Here is a 16,410-nt window from a genome sequence, read left to right on the forward strand (position 1 = left end):
GGGCGCACGGCGTGCCGTGGGCGTTGCTCAGACCGGCCAGTGGGTCGGCAGCGGTGCGCTGCCCGGGACGACGAGGTCGGCGATCGCGTCGAGCACGATCCGCACGTACCGCTCCCCCACCCACAGGTGCTTCGCGCCCGCGACGGGCACCACCCGGACGTTGGGAGCGAGCGCGAACCGCGCGGCCGCAGCTTCGGGCTGCAGGAAGTCGTCGTGCTCCGGCACGAGCGCCACGACCGGGACGTCGACGGCGGCCCAGCGGGCGAGCTCGGCGTCCGACGTGCGGTGCAGCGGCGGTGACAGCAGGACGACCCCGGCGACGGTGCCGGCCTCGACGTGTTCGAGTGCGTGCTTGAGGATGACCTCGGTGCCGAACGACCACCCCACCAGCCACGGCGTCGGCAGCCCGCGGTCGACGACCTCGGCGACAGCGGCACGCAGGTCGAAGCCCTCGGAGACGCCGTCGCCGAAGCCCCCTCGGACGTGCCGCGCGGCGACGTGACGGATCGGAAGTTGAACCGCAGCACCGCGATGTCGGCCAGGGCCGGCAACCGGGCAGCGGCCTTCTTGAGCACGTGGGAGTCCATGAAGCCGTGTGCGGTCGGCAGGGGGTGGAGCGTGACGATGGTGCCGCGGGCAGGCGCGTCGGCGGGCTCGGCCAGTTCCCCGACGAGCGTCAGGTGGTCGTCCGTGACCAGCTCGACCTCGGTGCGTCGGGCGGGCAGCTCGGTCGCGGAGCGGATCTCGGTGTCGTGCGTCACGTCGCGCTCGGTCATGCGATGCTCCAGCAGTGGTTGTGCCAGTGCCGACGGGACGCCAGGTCGGCGGCGTCACCCAGGACGCCGTCCGCGCGCCAGACCACCACGTGGGCGGTGCCGGGCGACACGGTGCCACCGCAGCCCGGGCAGATGTACTCCTTCTGCGCCGACGCGGCGGAGATCGGCTGCACCTGGTACTCGCGACCGTGGCGGACCTCGGTGCGCTTCCACGAACTCATCAGCCGATCGAGGGTGGACTCCTCGTCAGGCTCGACGTCGCGACCACGGGGACGCCGCGGCCGATTGCTGCGCGGCACCCGAGCAGCCGATCAGTACCAGTTGTTGGCCTGGCTGTGACCCCACGCACCACAGGGGGTGCCGTACACGCCGGCGATGTAGTTGAGACCCCAGGTGATCTGCGTCGCCGGGTTCGTCTGCCAGTCGGCGCCGGCCGTGGCCATCTTGCTGCCGGGCAGGGCCTGCGGGATGCCGTACGCACCGCTCGGGTTGTAGGCGTTCACCCGCCAGCCGGACTCCTTGTTCCAGAGCGAGACCAGGCAGTTGTACTGGTCAGTGCCCCAGCCGCGGGCCGTGACCTGCTGCAGGGCGATCGCCTGCGCGCTGCCGGGGTCGGGGGTCGCGGCGGTGGCCGCGAGCGTGTTGGCGGCCGAGACCGGCTCGGAATCGGGGGCTGCGGCATCCGCGGCGTCGTCGGTGGCATCGGCGTCGTCGTCTTCGACGACGGGCTTCACGACCTTCGGGGCCGGCACCGTCACGCCGTAGCCGTCGCGGTCGGCAGCGGCCTCGCCGTAGGTGCCGTGTGCGGTGTACTGCTGGGGTGCCGGGGCCTTCACGAGCACCGGGGTGTCGACGGCGGCCTGTGCCACGTCGGCCTGCAGCGGGTTGAACAGCGACCCGCCGACGAACAGGAACACGCCGACGAACGACAGCATCGGGGCCGTCGCGCGCTTGCGGGCCACGGCGTTGACCGACGCGACACGGGCTGGCTCGGCCAGCTTCGGCGTCGTACGGCGCTGGACCGTCGCGGTGCGCTGCTTCGGGGAACGCTGCTCGGCGACGAGCGCGTCGTGGGCGAAGGACGCCACACGCTCGTCCGAGACGCGGTTCGCCGCGACCGACTTCGGCGTGGCCACCGGCCCCGTCGCCGCTGCCTGCGGGGTCACCCCGAACGCCGACGTCTCCGTCGTGCGGGTTCGCTGCATTGCCGCGCGGCGCTCACCGGAAGCCTGGAGGCTGAGGTGCTCGCGGGTATCGCGGTCGGAGCTTGAATCTGCCGTGTGCCTGCCCATGAGTAGGACCAGGGTAACGGAACGATCACGGAAAGCGAAGCACCTGGGGACAGCGCGTCGTCATCGGACAGCGAGCATCACTTCGACGACGGCGTCGAGCACCGCGTCGACCTGCGCCTCGCGGTACCCGCCGTGCTTCGGGCGGAACACGATCGAGCGCACCTCGGTGAGACTGAGCGGCTTGCCTTCGCGGAAGTACCCCGCGAGTCGGGCGGCGAAGGCATCGACGTCCTTCGGGTGGTAGCCGGTGCCGAGGACGCTCACCCGGCTGAACCGCTGGCCGTCGGGCCGCTCGAGGCGTGCCACGACGTCCGACGCCTTCGTCCGCGCCTCGGCGTACCAGGCCTTCTTGCCGACCTCGCTCATCTCCCGCTCACGCTCGCGCGCCGCGAAGGCGTCCTCCAGCCGCTCGAGAGCGGCGTCGACGTGCGAGGTGGAGTAGCCGCCCTTGCGCATCGAGAACGCCGTGGCACGGATCTTCGCAGCCTCGATGCCGGGGGCACTGTCGTCGGCGGAGTACGCGCGCCGGGCGTCCTCGAGGAAACGCTCGACTTCGTCGACGTCGTAACCGAGGGCGGAACGGGCTGCGGTCGGGAAGGTGGTGGCCACGGCGTCATTCTGCCAGTCCCGACCCGTGGCACAACCTGGACGCGCTGAGTGCCACGTACAGCCCGGCCCGGGGGCGGGTCAGTGGTTGACGACCAGGTACAGCACGTAGGCGACCGCGGCCGACGGCAGGATGCTGTCGATGCGGTCGAGCAGTCCACCGTGCCCGGGCAGGAACGACGAGATGTCCTTGATGCCGAGGTCACGCTTGATCATCGACTCGGTCAGGTCGCCGAGCGTGGCCGACCCGGAGATGAGCACACCCAGCACGACACCGGTCCACCAGGGCAGCCCGAGCATGAACACGGCCACCAGGATGCCGACGACGATGCTCGCCGCCACGGACCCGGCGAAACCCTCCCACGTCTTCTTGGGGCTGATGCGGGGTGCCATCGGGTGCTTGCCGAGGTTCAGGCCGGTCGCGTACGCACCGGTGTCGACCGCGACGACCACGAGGATGAAGCCGATCACCCAGAGGTTGCCGTCCCGCTGGGCGGAGAGCAGCACGACGCAGGCACCAAGCAACGAGATGTACGCCTGGACGAACAGCCCGTTCGTCAGGTCACGGACGACGTTGGCGGCCGGGGGCTTCTGCCGGGCGAGGGCGACCTCGACCAGGCGCCAGACGCTGATCAGGACGATGCCGCCGAGCAGCGTGAACAGCGCCGGGGCCTGCCCGTACAGGAACGCCGCCGGCACCACCGCGATCGCGACGGCGACGCTCGGGATCCGCGGGACGTCGCGGCCGGCGAAGCGCATCGCGCTCGTCAGCTCGTAGACGCCGACGCCCAGCAGGAACGCCGCGACCACCATGAAGGACGGCGTGAACAGGAGCAGCGTGCCGAGCATGACGACCGCGAACGCGAGCGCGATGCCGATCGCCGCCGGCAGGTTGCGCCCGGTCCGCGCCGTCAGTGCTTCGTTCCGCGCACCGAAGTCGGCCTTGCGCTGGCGGAGCTGCGCCTCGAAGTCGGTGCGCGCCGCACGTGCGCGCGCATCGAAGTCCTGGCGGAGCCCCTTCTTCACAGGCCCGCTCGTCGCGGGCCCGTGCTCTGCTGTGGGGCGGTCATCGCCCTGGTCGGAGCGACGCATCAGACCTCGAGGAGTTCGGCTTCCTTCTTCTTCAGCGCGTCGTCGATCTGGTCGACGTGCTTCTTCGTCAGGCCCTCGAGGTCCTTGTCGCCACGCGAGATCTCGTCGTCGGAGATCTCACCCTTGAGCGCGTCGAGGTCGTCCTTGGCCTTGCGGCGGATGTTGCGGATGACGACCTTGTGGTCCTCGCCCTTCGTCCGCACGAGCTTGACGAACTCCTTGCGGCGGTCCTTGGTGAGCTCGGGGATCGTCACGCGGACGATGTCGCCGTCGTTCGTCGGGCTGGCACCGAGGTTCGGGAACGTCGCGATGGCGCGCTCGATCTCCTTGAGCGCCGACTTGTCGTACGGCGTGACGATGAGCGTTCGGGCCTCGGGCGTCTGCAGCGACGCGAGCTGCGCGAGCGGCGTCGGGGTGCCGTAGTACTCGACCGGGATCTTCTGGAAGAGCGCCGCGTTGATGCGGCCGGTGCGGACGGTCGAGAAGTCGTCCTTGGCGACCTCGACAGCCTTCGCCATCTTCTCGGTGGCTTCGGTCAGGACATCACTGATCACGGTGTTACTCCTTCGGTACTGGCGTCGAGTCTAGTCAGCGCCGGGGGTCAGTTGCTGACGACGGTGCCGATGCGCTCGCCACGGATGGCGGCCTGGACGTTGCCGTCGCCCTCCATGCCGAAGACGTGCATCGGCATGCCGTTGTCCATGCAGAGCGAGAACGCGGTGGCGTCGACGACCTTGAGGCCCTTGAGCAGTGCGTCCTGGTAGGTCACGTGGTGCAGCTTCTCGGCCGAGGCGTCCTTCTTCGGGTCCGCGGTGTACACGCCGTCGACACCGTTCTTGGCGACGAGGACCTCGTCCGCCTTGATCTCGAGCGCACGCTGCGCCGCCACCGTGTCGGTGGAGAAGTACGGCAGACCGGCGCCGGCACCGAAGATGACGACCCGGCCCTTCTCGAGGTGCCGCTCGGCCCGCCGCGGGATGTACGGCTCGGCGACCTGGGTCATCGCAATGGCGGACTGCACGCGCGTCGCGGCGCCGGCCTGCTCGAGGAAGTCCTGCAGCGCGAGCGCGTTCATCACCGTGCCGAGCATGCCCATGTAGTCGGCGCGTCCGCGGTCCATGCCGCGCTGCGAGAGCTCGGCGCCACGGAAGAAGTTGCCTCCGCCGACGACGATCGCGATCTCGACCTCGCGCGCGGCGACGGCGATCTCCTTGGCGATGGTGCCGATCACGTCGGGGTTCACCCCGAGGGAGCCGGCGCCGAACGCCTCTCCCGACAGCTTCAGCAGAACGCGGCGTCGTCCGGTCTTCTCGTCGGTCATCTGGTCCGCACCCTTCGTCGTGGTCTCGTGGAAATGTACTCGCGGATGTGTCGCGCGCGTGTCGTGTCGGTGCGCGCGAAAAACGGGGCCAGGAACCTCGTTGGTTCCTGACCCCGTCACGGGTTCGTTACGCGCCGACCTTGACGCGGGCGAAGCCCTGGATCGTGATGCCGGCGTTCTCGGCGGCCTTCGCGACGGAGATCTTGTTGTCCTTCGCGTAGTCCTGGTCGAGGAGCGACACCTGCTTGATGTAGGCGTTCACCCGACCCTCGACGATCTTCGGGAGGGCGGCCTCGGGCTTGCCCTCTTCGCGCGTGATCGCCTCGACGGTCGCACGCTCCTTCTCGATGGCCTCGGCCGGGACCTCGTCGCGGGTCAGGTACGTCGGGTTCGCGAACGCGACGTGCTGGGCGATCGAACGCGCCTCGGCGGCGTTGTCACCCTCGTACGCGATGACGACGGCGATCTGCGGCGGCAGGTCCTGGCTGGTCTTGTGCAGGTAGATCTCGAAGGCCGAGCCCTCGACACGGCGGACCGTGCGGACCTCGAGCTTCTCGCCCAGCGCGGCAGCCGACTCGTTGACGACCTCGAGGACGGTCTTGCCGTCCAGCGGTGCAGCGTTGGCGGCGGCGACGTCGGCGGCACCGGCAGCGGCGACCGCACCCAGCACCTTGTCGGCGAGGGTCGTGAACTTCTCGTTCTTGGCGACGAAGTCGGTCTCGCTCGCGAGCTCGACGACCGTGGCGGCGCCGTTCTCGGAGGTCGCGACGACGACGCCTTCGGAGGTGGCTCGGTCGTCGCGCTTGGCGACGGCCTTGGCACCCTTGATGCGGAGCAGCTCGACGGCCTTGTCGTAGTCGCCGTCGGCCTCGACGAGCGCGTTCTTCGCGTCCATCATGCCGGCGCCGAGGTCCTCGCGGAGCTTCTTCACGTCAGCAGCGGTGAAGTTTGCCATTGACTGGAGTCCTTTCTGGACTGTACGTGTGTGGAGAGTGGAGTGCAGTCGGGGCGCCGGACCCGGTGGGTCCGACGCCCCGGCAGCTCACTCGGCGGGGGTGGTCTCCGCGGCTGCCTCGGCCTCGGCCGTCGGCTCCGCGTTCTTCGCCTCGTCAGCGATCGGCTCGCCGATCTCCTTCGCGGCGACCTGCGCGTCAGCGTTGTTCTCCTCGACGGTCGCACCCTCGGGGGCGGCGTCGGCGGACGGGGTTGCCGTCTCGCCACCGAGGAGCTCCTGCTCCCACTCGGCGAGGGGCTCGCTGGCCTCGTCCTCGTCGCCACCGTTGTGGCGGGTCTTCAGGCCCTCGGCCGCGGCGTCGGCGACGATGCGGGTCAGGAGACCGACGGAGCGGATCGCGTCGTCGTTGCCCGGGATCGGGTACGTGATCTCGTCGGGGTCGCAGTTGGTGTCGAGGATGCCGATGATCGGGATACCGAGCTTCTGCGCCTCGTCGACGGCGAGGTGCTCCTTCTTGGTGTCGACGATCCAGAGCGCGCTCGGGGTCCGCGTGAGGTTGCGGATACCACCGAGGGTCTTGTGGAGCTTGTCCAGCTCGCGCTTCTTGATGAGGAGCTCCTTCTTGGTGAAGCCCTTCGTCGTGTCGTCGAAGTCGATCTCCTCGAGCTCCTTCATGCGCGCGAGGCGCTTGGAGACCGTCTGGAAGTTCGTGAGCAGACCGCCGAGCCAACGCTGGTTGACGTACGGCTGGCCGACGCGGGTCGCCTGCTCGGCGATGGAGCCCTGGGCCTGCTTCTTGGTGCCCACGAAGAGGATCGTGCCACCGTGCGCGACCGTCTCCTTGACGAAGTCGTACGCGCGGTCGATGAAGGCCAGCGACTGCTGCAGGTCGATGATGTGGATGCCCGAGCGCTCGGCGAGGATGAAGCGCTTCACCTTCGGGTTCCACCGACGGGTCTGGTGTCCGAAGTGGACGCCGCTGTCGAGCAGCTGGCGGATGGTGACGACGGCCATGTGCCGTCCTCCTTCTGTGTTCTCGGCGCGCAGCCGTGCTCTCGCACGTCGCTGCGGACCTGTTGCGGTTGTGTCGATCGCGACCGTCGGTCGTGATCCCTGGTGTCCTGGCACGCGACCGCCCGCTCGTGAGAGCGGGACCGGTGGTCGGGTACCGAGCCGATGAGGGCCTGGTGGACACGCGAAGTCAGCGCGCATCAGCACGCTGCTGGATAGATGCTAACAGAAGGGAGGCCCGGATCACGCGCGCCTCGCGGCTGACGTGATCCGGGCCTCCTGTCCGGTCGATCCGGCGGATCTCCGCGGCTCCGGCCGTCCTGATCAGGCCTTGGCGTCCACCGTGTCGCCGTCGGCGGAGATGCCCATCTCCTCGAGCGAGCGGCCCTTCGTCTCCGGGATCTTCGCGATGACGAAGAAGAGCGACAGCAGCGCGAACAGCGCGTAGATGCCGTACGTGACCGTGAGGTTGAAGCCCGAGAGCACCGGGAACGAGATCGTCACGATGAAGTTCGCGATCCAGTTGGCGGCGGAACCGATCCCCAGCGCCGTGGCACGGATGCGGTTCGGGAACATCTCACCGAGCAGGACCCACATCAGCGGACCCCAAGTAGCGCCGAAGGACACCACGAAGAGGTTCGCGAAGATCAGCGCGATGACGCCCCACGAGCCGGGGAGGCTCGGGCTGCCGTCGACGATCGTCGCCTGCGAGAACGCGATGGCGACCATGGTGAGCGAGACGAACATGCCCGCGGAACCCGCGACCAGCAGCGGCTTGCGGCCGACCTTGTCGACCAGGAAGATCGCGATGAAGGTCACGGCGACGTTGACCACCGAGGTGATCGTGGAGATGAGGAACGAGTCCTCCTCCTTGAAGCCGACCGCCTGCCAGAGCGTCGTCGAGTAGTAGAAGATCACGTTGATGCCGACGAACTGCTGCAGCACCGCCAGGATGATGCCCACCCAGACGATCGGCTGGAGCCCGAAGCGGTTGCCCCGGATGGAGCCCTTCTTCTCGCTGGCTTCCTTCTTGATGCCGTCCTGGATCTCCTCCAGGCTCGTGTTCACGGTGTCGCGCGGCACGATCTTGCCCATCACCACGCGCGCGTCGTCGTCCCGCCCCTTGGTGAGCAGGTACCGCGGGGACTCCGGCAGCGTGATCGCCAGGACGCCGTAGACGACCGAGGGGATCACCCCGACCAGGAACATCCAGCGCCAGGCAGCCAGGCCCCAGACCTCGGCCGACGCGCTGCCCGCGGTCACGGCGAAGAGCTGGTCGGACAGGAGCGCGGCGAAGATACCGAGCGTGATCGCGAGCTGCTGGAACGAGGCCAGCCGCCCGCGGATCGCCTTCGGGGAGACCTCGGAGATGTACGCCGGTGCGATGACCGAGGCGGTACCGATGCCGAGACCGCCGACGAGACGCCAGACCACGAGGTCCCACGTGGCGAACGCGAACGCCGATCCGATCGACGAGACGAAGAACAGCACGGCGGCCCAGAACATGATCCGGGTGCGGCCGTAGCGGTCGGCGAGACGGCCCGCGAAGTAGGCGCCGAACGCGCAGCCGATCAGGGCCGAGGCGACCGCGAAGCCGCTGGCCGCGTCGGAGAGGTTGAACTCACCCTTGATCGCGTCGACGGCGCCGTTGATGACGGACGAGTCGAAGCCGAACAGGAAGCCACCGACCGCCGCCGCGATGGCGAACAGGGTGACCTTCCCCTTGAACGCACGGTCTTCGCCGTGCCCGGTGGTCGTGGTGGACACGATGCTCCTGGGTTCTGCCGCCGTGCCGGTGTGCAGCACGGTGCCCCGGCGGTCGGCTGGTTCGCCGTCCGAGCGGCGTTGCGTGTTCCGGAGCGGCCCCGACTGTACTCCTCGCCCGGGATGTGGTCATAACCGGGTGCGAGATCGGGACGACTGGTCGGCGTGCCGACGCGGAACGACGGTGTCGCTGTCGGACGACGTCGACTCCGTCGCATCGGCCGTCGCGTCGTTCCTCCCCAGGCCTGGAGGCGCGACTCCCCCTCCACGGATCGCCCCGTGTCCGCCACGGGGCCGGTTCCACGGCCGAGGCTGGGGACATGCGATCGAGCTCCCGTCCCGTCCTGCTGTCCGTGGTGTGCGCGGCGGTGCTGTGCCTAACGGCGGCGTTCGATGCGGGGGTGTTCGGGGCGGCGACGTTCGGTGCTGCGCCGTCGTCGGGGGCCGGGCCGTCGGTGACTCCTGCGGCCGACGCGGACCGAGCCGAGGCCCGCTGGGCCTGGCCGACCGGGTCACGGGTGGTCGAGCGTGCGTGGGAGGCGCCGTCCTCCGACTACGCCGCCGGCCACCGCGGCATCGACGTCCCCGCGGCCCTGGGGACGACCGCGTCGGCGGTGGCGGACGGCACCGTGGCGTTCGCCGGCGCGGTCGGCGGCCGCACCGTCGTGACGATCGACCACGGCAGCGGGCTGGTCAGCACGCTCGACTCGGTGACGCCCCTGGTCGCCGCCGGTGACGAGGTCGTGCAGGGCGATGCAGTCGGGCGCGTCTCGGTCGGGCACTGTCCGGCGACGGCACCGTGCCTCCACCTGGGTGCGCGGGTCGACGGTCGCTACGTCGACCCGATGCCGTACCTGCCGCCTGCCGAGTGGCCGGTGCTGCTGCCCGAGTCGGCGTGGCCCGGCTGAGTCCACCGGCGACCGAGCGTCAGGGACGTCGGCGAAGCGTCAGGCGCGCGGGTGCGCCGTCCGGTAGACCTCGCGCAGCCGCCCCGAAGACACGTGCGTGTAGATCTGCGTCGTCCCCAGGCTCGCGTGCCCGAGGAGTTCCTGCACCGCACGCAGGTCTGCTCCCCCGTCGAGCAGGTGCGTCGCCGCGGTGTGGCGGAACGTGTGCGGCCCGCTCGGGCCCTCGCCCGGCAGGTCGCCGAGCAACCGGGCCACCACGCGGTACGCACTGCGGACGCCGAGTCGGGCGCCACGGTCGCCGAGGAACAGCGCCGTGCTCGCCGGGCCGTCGCTCCGAGCAGCGAGGGCGGGCCGTCCGCGCTCCAGCCATGCCTCGAGCGCGTCCCGCGCCGGAACGCCGAACGGCACCACGCGTTCCTTGCCGCCCTTGCCGAGGACCCACACGGTCAAGCGTCCGCGATCGACGTCGGTCACGTCGATCCCGACGAGTTCGCTGACCCGGATCGCCGCCGCGTACAGGAGCTCGACGAGGGCCAGGTCCCGCAGCGCCGTCGGGTCGTCCGTCGCGGCCCGGGCACCGAGCCCGTCGAGCAGGGTGCGCACCTGGTCTGCGGACACCACTCGGGGCAGGTGCGCTCCACCCTTCGGCGCACGGAGCCGGACCCCGGCATCCTTCGGGGTCACCCCGGTCTCGCTCGCCCACCGGGTGAACGCCCGCACGGACGAGGACCGTCGGGCGATGGTCGACCGGGCCAGCCCCCGCTGGTCGGCGTCCCACAGCCAGTCACGCAGGAGCTCCAGCTCGACGTCGGCGACGCGGTCGACGCTGCGGCCGCCCGCGAAGGCGACGAGCTGCTCGAGGTCGTTGGCGTAGGCGCGGAGGGTCTGCTCGCTGAGACCCCGCGCGTGCCGCGCGTGTCCGAGGAAGGCGTGCACCGCCGCCTCGAGTCGATCGTCCGTCCGCGAAGCCACGACGTCAGCGTACGGCTGCAGACCGTCATGCCCGCCCCCACCCGCCGCCGCTCGGGACGACGAGCCCCTGCAGCTGCGCCAGCGCGAGCGCGTCGGCGACGTCCGCAGTCGACATCCCGGCTCGGCGGGCGATCTCGGCTTCGGGCAGCGCACGACGGCCGAGCGCGTCGAGGACCCGGACCACCTCGGGGTCCTGCCTGCCGGACAGCAACGGCTCGTCCGGCACCGCTCCCCCACCGGTCCCGGACACCGCACGGATCGCCGCGACCGGATCGCCGGGGTGCACGACGATCTCCGCCCGCCCCTGCGCGATGAGCCGGTGGCATCCGACCGACGCCGAGGACGCGAAGGCTCCGGGCACGGCGAACACCGGCCGCCCGAGCTGCGCGGCGTGGTGAGCGGTGTTGAGCGCCCCGGAGCGAGCACCGGCCTCGACCACCACCGTGACGTCGGCCAGCGCGGCGATCAGCCGGTTCCGAGCGAGGAAACGCCACCGCGTCGGTCGTGTCCCCGGTGCCGACTCGGCGAGCAGGGCGCCCTGCCGTGCCACGTTGTGGAGCAGCTGCGCGTTGCCCACCGGGTAGAGCTGGTCGATGCCACCGGCCAGGACCGCGATCGTGGGTGTTCCGGCAGCGACGGCCACGCGGTGCGCCACGGCGTCGATGCCGTAGGCGCCACCGCTGACGACGCGGAATCCGGCGTCCACCGCCGTCGAGGTGATCTCCGCGGTCGCCTCGGCACCGGCCACCGTGTTCGCCCGGGACCCCACGACCCCGAGCACCGGCGTCCCGTCGCCGAGGCGGACGCCGGGGCTGCGCGTCCACAGGACCACCGGGGCGTGCGGCCCGAGGTCGTCCAGCGACGAGGGCCACCCGTCGCTCTCCGGGACGAGCAGACCGGCGCCGACCGCACCGGCGGCCGCGAGGACGTCGCCCACCTCGACGCTGGCCAGCCGGGGCCGCCAGCGCTCCACCGCGGTCCGCAGCACCCCGAGCAGCACCGCGGGGTCCTCGGCTCCGGGGACCTCGGCCTCGACGCAGTCCCCCAGCAGCGCGTCGTGGTCGCCGTCCGCGGCGAGCAACACCCCACCGAGTGCGCGCTCCGGCCCGAGCCCGGCGAGGAGCTCGCCGGCGACGGAGTCCCCGGGTTCGACGATGGCCGACCACGCGACCCGTGCCGCGGCCTGCACCGGGTCGACCGCGGCGCCGCTGCGTCCGAGCAGGCGCGCCACGGTGTCGAGGAGCTCCGTGCCCGCCGGCATCACAGCGCGCTCCGCAGGGCCAGGGCACCCCGGATGTGCTCACCCGTGGGCCGGTCGACGGCATCGAGGTCGGCGAGCGTCCACGCCAGTCGCATCACGCGGTCCCAGCCGCGCATCGTCAGGGTGCCGAGGTCGAGTGCACGGTCGAGGTCCGCGGTCGACCCGGGTTCGATGCGCCCGTCGGCGCGGAGCCAGGTCCCGGTGACCTCGGCGTTGCGGGACCATCCCGTCCCGTGCAGCCGCTCCGCCATGCGGGCCCGCGCTGCCGCGACCGCTGCACGTGCGACCGCCGTGGTCGGCGTGCTGCCGTCCGCGGCGCGCATCCGCCCCGTCGTCACCCGGGGCACGAGCACGCGGATGTCCATGCGGTCGAGCAACGGCCCGGACATCCGCCCGAGGTACCGGCGAACGGTGCTCGGCGAGCACTCACAGGGTTGCCCGTGGGCACCACCGGCGTTCCCGCACGGGCAGGGGTTCGCCGCGAGGACGACCTGGCAGCGTGCGGGGAACTCGGCGGCGCCCGCCGCCCGGTGGACGGTGATCCGACCGGACTCGAGCGGTTGCCGGAGCGCGTCGAGCACGGCCCGGGGGAACTCCGGCGCCTCGTCGAGGAACAGGATGCCCCCGGTGGCGCGCGACACGGCCCCCGGACGCAGCACCCCCGACCCACCGCCGATGAGCGAGACCGCCGAGGCGGAGTGGTGCGGGGCTTCCCACGGTGGCTTCGTGCTCCAGGACGCGGGGCCGAGTCCGGCGACGGACCGGACCGCGGCGACCTCGAGCGCGGTCTCGTCGTCCAGGTCCGGCAGCAGCCCGGGCAGCCGCTCGGCGAGCATCGTCTTGCCGGCACCCGGCGGCCCGAGCAGCAGCGCGTGGTGTCCCCCGGCCGCCGCCGCGATCACGGCTCGGACCCCGACCGGGTTCCCCACGACGTCGGACAGCTCGGCCACGGGACGCGGCACCGACGGGATCGGGACCGGCAGCACCGGGTCGACCTCGACCTCCGGCAGGAGCGCCCCGGCGTCGATGGCCGCCGCCCGCAGCGAGTCCACACCCCGGACCCGCACACCGCTGACGACACGGGCCTCGGTCAGGTTGCCGACGGGCAGCACCACGCGGTCGACACCGGCGTCGCGCGCGGCGATGAGCATCGGGATCACCCCGGGGACCGGACGCACCCGACCGTCGAGGCCGAGCTCGCCGATGTACACGACACGCTCCGAGACGTCCGGCGCGAGTCCCGCGCCGGCGAGCACCGCCATCGCGATGGCCAGGTCGAACCCGGAACCGCGCTTCGGGATCGCAGCGGGGGTCAGGTTCACGGTGATCCGACGGGCGGGCAAGGGGCACCCCGCGTTCGCGGCCGCGGATCGCACGCGTTCCCGCGCCTCGCCCAACGAGGTGTCGGGAAGCCCGATGATGCTGAACGCCGGGAGCTGACTGGTGAGGTGGGCTTCGACTTCGATGCAGCGGCCGGTGACCCCCAGCAGCGCGACCGCGGCCGCGCGGCCGATGCCGGTCACAGCACGCCTGCCAGGTGTTCGACGACGATGCGGGGTCCGTCGACGTGGACCGCGACGACGTCCACGCGGACCGCACGTGCCGAGACCTCGGGATGCGCGTCGAACCACTCGGGGACGAGCCGACGCATCCGGGTGAGCTTCGCTGCGGTGATCGCCTCGAACGGGTGCCCGGTCGCCGCACCGGACCGGGTCTTCACCTCGATGAACGCGAGCGTGCAGGAATCCCACGCGACGATGTCGATCTCCCCGCGCGCACATCGCCAGTTCCGTTCGAGGACACGGAATCCCCGAGCTTCGAGCCAGACCACCGCGCGTTCTTCACCGAATCGCCCGAGTCGGCCGTTCCGGAGCGACCGCCCCGGTGGGCGTTGCACCTGTTGTTCCATGTCGTTGCCTCCACGACAACGATCTCGGGAACGAACAGCCGCATCAGTGACGATGCAGAATCTGTGGAATCAGTGCGAGCAGATTGCCACTGTGGAGGAAAGAAGAAGGACCCGGGCGATCGAGATCACCCGGGTCCTGCTGCGGCGAGCGTCAGTGCGCTGCTGCGTACGCTTCCTGCACCTGCGTCGAGATACGACCACGGGACGAGACTTCGTACCCGTTCTCCTTGGCCCACTCGCGGATCTTGCCGAGCTCTTCCGAGTTGCCGCGCTTGGGTGCGGACTTCGGGGCGGAACCGCCACCGGTCCGACGACCGGAGACCTTGCGCGCCGCGGCGACGTAATCGGAGATCGCCTCGCGGAACTTGTCGACGTTGTCGTTCGACAGGTCGATCTCGTACGACGAGCCGTCGAACGCGAATTCGACCGTCCGGCCTTCACCGGTGGTGATGGGGGAATCGTCGAGGTCGTCGACGAGCTGGACGGTGACCTTCTGTGCCATGGGGTGCTCCTGTTCGTGGGGCGGTTAAATCGCCATCAGAATAGCGCGAACAATTCCACGGCGCTTCGGATCACCGGCGATTCACCGAGAAAGCAGCAGAATGAAAAGCGACGATCACTCGTCGAGTGCGAGTTCCTTCGGCAGTTCGAGTTCCCGCGTCGTGAGCTCCTCGACATTCACGTCCTTGAACGTGAGCACGCGGACACCCTTGACGAACCGGTCGGAACGGTAGACGTCCCAGACCCAGACGTCGTTCATGGTCAGTTCGAAGTAGAAGTCGTGCTCCGTGTCACGGCGCACGAGTTCGACCTCGTTCGCCAAGTAGAAACGGCGCTCCGTCTCGACCACGTAACGGAACTGCGAGACCACGTCTCGGTACTCGCGGTACAGGGCCAGCTCGACCTCGCGGTCGTAGTCGTCGAATTCGTCCTCATCCATTGCGCCCACAGTCTACGGCGACGGACGCCCGAGCGGAGGACCGGTGAGGGCCGCGGGGGCGTCGAGTTCGTCGAACCCGTCCAGCGCGACGCTCGAGGCCTGGTGCAGCCACGACTTCCGGTGCAGGGTGTGCGCCCCGACCGTCCGGATCGCGTCGTAGTGCGCCGTCGACCCGTACCCCTTGTTCGACACCCAGCCGTAGTGCGGAGCGTCGTCGTGCGCCGTGATCATGACGGCGTCACGCGCGACCTTGGCCACCACGGACGCCGCGGCCACCGAGGCGCAGTCGCGGTCGGCCTTGACCCGCACGACGACCTCGAGCGGTTCCGTCGCCGGCCGGAGGGATGCGGGGATGGCCCTGCTCAACCAGTCGAACGAGCCGTCGAGCACGACCACTGCGCCGTCGAGGGACACCCCGTCTGCGACCAGGGAACCGAGCGCCTGCGCCCCGGCAGCACCGAGGGCGGGGACGATGCCCTGCTGGTCGACGAACTCCGCCGAGGCCATGCCGACCGCTGTCCGCGCCCAACGCTGCACGACGGGCACCAGGTCGGTCCGGCGCGCTTCGGAGAGCAGCTTCGAGTCGGCGAGCCCCTGGGGCACACGTCCGATGTCGAGCGTCACCGCGGCCACTCCGACCCCGACCGGACCGGCGATGGCGCCACGGCCGACCTCGTCCATGCCGATCACGGTCACGCGGCCCTCGGCCAGCAGCCGTTTCTCGACCCGGAGCGACGGACGTACGGCGGTCACTCGTCGCGCTCCTCCACGCCGGCGAACACCTCGGGGTGGTCGTCGAGCCAGGTCCACCGGCTCGCGGGCCAGGAGATGACGAACGCGCGGCCGGTGACGTCGGACATCGGGACGAAGCCCTTCGACGGGGTGTCGCCGTTGTACCGGGAGTCCTTCGAGTCGTTCCGGTTGTCGCCCATCACCCAGATGGTGCCCTTCGGCACGGTCACCGAGAAGTCGGTCGCCGAGGCCGGGGCACCGGCGGGCAGCTTCAGGTACGGCTCCTTGATGGGGACGCCGTTGACGGACATCTGCCCGAGGTCGTTGCAGCACGACACCTTGTCACCCGGCAGTCCGATGACGCGCTTGATGAGGTGGTCGTCGCTGTCCCCCGTGCCGAGCCCGACCTGCGTCAGGGCCCAGTCGATGGCCTTGGCGGGCTGCGTGTCCGGCGTGACGTTCGGCACGTCGGAACCGGTGAGCCATCCGCCCGGGTCCTTGAAGACGACGACGTCCCCCCGCTTCAGCGCCACGGTTCCGGGAACGAGCTCGTTGACGATCACGCGGTCGTTGATCTGCAGCGTGTTCTCCATCGACGCCGACGGGATGTAGAACGACCGGATCAGGAACGTCTTCACCAGGAACGACACGAGGAGTGCCGCGATGAAGATGATGACGAGGTCGCGGAGGAATGTGAGGACACCGTTCCGTTGCTTCTCGGCACGTGGCCTGCGCCCCGAATCGTCTGTCGTGTCCGTCATTTCCGCTCTCGTTCGAACCGCTCGCTCTGCCGCAATGGGAAGAGCCCCCCGTCGATGCACAACCGTACATGGACGAGGGGCTCGCAGCGTCGTCCGGCTCGCGGACGTTC

At 70.4% G+C, this 16,410-nt stretch carries 18 protein-coding genes and 1 pseudogene; 1 reads left to right on the top strand and 18 read right to left on the bottom strand.

Annotation, left to right across the window (positions count from 1 at the left end; genetic code table 11):
- Positions 1-27: 27 nt before the first annotated feature.
- From MXD64_RS10750 to MXD64_RS10795, 10 genes and pseudogenes are all read right to left on the bottom strand, one after another.
- Positions 28-776 (bottom strand): annotated as a pseudogene (locus MXD64_RS10750) (alpha/beta hydrolase).
- The gene (locus MXD64_RS10755; protein WP_031260297.1) at positions 773-1,075 is read right to left on the bottom strand and encodes a hypothetical protein; all 303 of its coding nucleotides are present in this window, start codon (positions 1,073-1,075) and stop codon (positions 773-775) included. The pseudogene MXD64_RS10750 and the gene MXD64_RS10755 overlap by 4 nt, the downstream one beginning before the upstream one ends.
- Positions 1,076-1,087: 12 nt before the next feature.
- Entirely contained in the window at positions 1,088-1,981 is an 894-nt protein-coding gene (locus tag MXD64_RS10760) for a transglycosylase SLT domain-containing protein (RefSeq protein WP_017888237.1), read from the bottom strand.
- Between the two features lie 147 nt (positions 1,982-2,128).
- A complete protein-coding gene (locus MXD64_RS10765) occupies positions 2,129-2,677 on the bottom strand; it encodes a DivIVA domain-containing protein (RefSeq protein WP_017888238.1) in 549 nt (182 codons plus the stop codon).
- Positions 2,678-2,755: 78 nt separating this feature from the next.
- On the bottom strand, positions 2,756-3,700 hold the full coding sequence (locus MXD64_RS10770) for a phosphatidate cytidylyltransferase (protein ID WP_017888239.1): 945 nt from the start codon (positions 3,698-3,700) through the stop codon (positions 2,756-2,758).
- A 65-nt stretch (positions 3,701-3,765) separates the two neighbouring features.
- The gene (frr, locus tag MXD64_RS10775) at positions 3,766-4,320 is read right to left on the bottom strand and encodes a ribosome recycling factor (protein ID WP_017888240.1); all 555 of its coding nucleotides are present in this window, start codon (positions 4,318-4,320) and stop codon (positions 3,766-3,768) included.
- A 47-nt stretch (positions 4,321-4,367) separates the two neighbouring features.
- A complete protein-coding gene (gene pyrH, locus MXD64_RS10780) occupies positions 4,368-5,087 on the bottom strand; it encodes a UMP kinase (protein WP_017888241.1) in 720 nt (239 codons plus the stop codon).
- A 127-nt stretch (positions 5,088-5,214) separates the two neighbouring features.
- Complete coding sequence (tsf, locus tag MXD64_RS10785) at positions 5,215-6,042, bottom strand: translation elongation factor Ts (protein WP_027465873.1); 828 nt, start codon at positions 6,040-6,042, stop codon at positions 5,215-5,217.
- An 87-nt stretch (positions 6,043-6,129) separates the two neighbouring features.
- Complete coding sequence (rpsB, locus tag MXD64_RS10790) at positions 6,130-7,056, bottom strand: 30S ribosomal protein S2 (RefSeq protein WP_017888243.1); 927 nt, start codon at positions 7,054-7,056, stop codon at positions 6,130-6,132.
- 321 nt (positions 7,057-7,377) lie between these two features.
- A complete protein-coding gene (locus MXD64_RS10795) occupies positions 7,378-8,820 on the bottom strand; it encodes a sugar porter family MFS transporter (protein ID WP_042539727.1) in 1,443 nt (480 codons plus the stop codon).
- A 317-nt stretch (positions 8,821-9,137) separates the two neighbouring features.
- On the opposite strand from MXD64_RS10795, the gene MXD64_RS10800 reads away from it, so the two are divergent.
- Complete coding sequence (locus MXD64_RS10800; protein WP_159557915.1) at positions 9,138-9,725, top strand: M23 family metallopeptidase; 588 nt, start codon at positions 9,138-9,140, stop codon at positions 9,723-9,725.
- Between the two features lie 39 nt (positions 9,726-9,764).
- Here MXD64_RS10800 and MXD64_RS10805 read toward each other — a convergent pair whose 3' ends face one another.
- From MXD64_RS10805 to lepB, 8 genes are all read right to left on the bottom strand, one after another.
- A complete protein-coding gene (locus MXD64_RS10805; RefSeq protein ID WP_263136412.1) occupies positions 9,765-10,697 on the bottom strand; it encodes a tyrosine recombinase XerC in 933 nt (310 codons plus the stop codon).
- Positions 10,698-10,722: 25 nt separating this feature from the next.
- Positions 10,723-11,958: a DNA-processing protein DprA gene (gene dprA / locus MXD64_RS10810; protein ID WP_031260304.1), complete on the bottom strand. Its 1,236-nt coding sequence runs from the start codon at positions 11,956-11,958 to the stop codon at positions 10,723-10,725.
- Positions 11,958-13,481: a YifB family Mg chelatase-like AAA ATPase gene (locus MXD64_RS10815; protein ID WP_017888248.1), complete on the bottom strand. Its 1,524-nt coding sequence runs from the start codon at positions 13,479-13,481 to the stop codon at positions 11,958-11,960. Before MXD64_RS10815 ends, dprA begins: the two co-directional genes overlap by 1 nt.
- Positions 13,478-13,867, bottom strand: coding sequence for a YraN family protein (locus MXD64_RS10820; RefSeq protein WP_042539661.1), 390 nt, complete (start codon positions 13,865-13,867; stop codon positions 13,478-13,480). Before MXD64_RS10820 ends, MXD64_RS10815 begins: the two co-directional genes overlap by 4 nt.
- A gap of 151 nt (positions 13,868-14,018) precedes the next feature.
- The gene (locus MXD64_RS10825) at positions 14,019-14,369 is read right to left on the bottom strand and encodes a histone-like nucleoid-structuring protein Lsr2 (RefSeq protein WP_056068961.1); all 351 of its coding nucleotides are present in this window, start codon (positions 14,367-14,369) and stop codon (positions 14,019-14,021) included.
- 114 nt (positions 14,370-14,483) lie between these two features.
- Complete coding sequence (locus MXD64_RS10830; protein ID WP_017888251.1) at positions 14,484-14,807, bottom strand: DUF2469 family protein; 324 nt, start codon at positions 14,805-14,807, stop codon at positions 14,484-14,486.
- Between the two features lie 12 nt (positions 14,808-14,819).
- A complete protein-coding gene (locus MXD64_RS10835; RefSeq protein WP_056068963.1) occupies positions 14,820-15,560 on the bottom strand; it encodes a ribonuclease HII in 741 nt (246 codons plus the stop codon).
- A complete protein-coding gene (gene lepB / locus MXD64_RS10840; protein ID WP_017888253.1) occupies positions 15,557-16,300 on the bottom strand; it encodes a signal peptidase I in 744 nt (247 codons plus the stop codon). Before lepB ends, MXD64_RS10835 begins: the two co-directional genes overlap by 4 nt.
- Positions 16,301-16,410 lie beyond the last annotated feature (110 nt).

The organism is Curtobacterium sp. Arg-1, from assembly GCF_025643395.1.
GTDB lineage: Bacteria > Actinomycetota > Actinomycetes > Actinomycetales > Microbacteriaceae > Curtobacterium > Curtobacterium poinsettiae.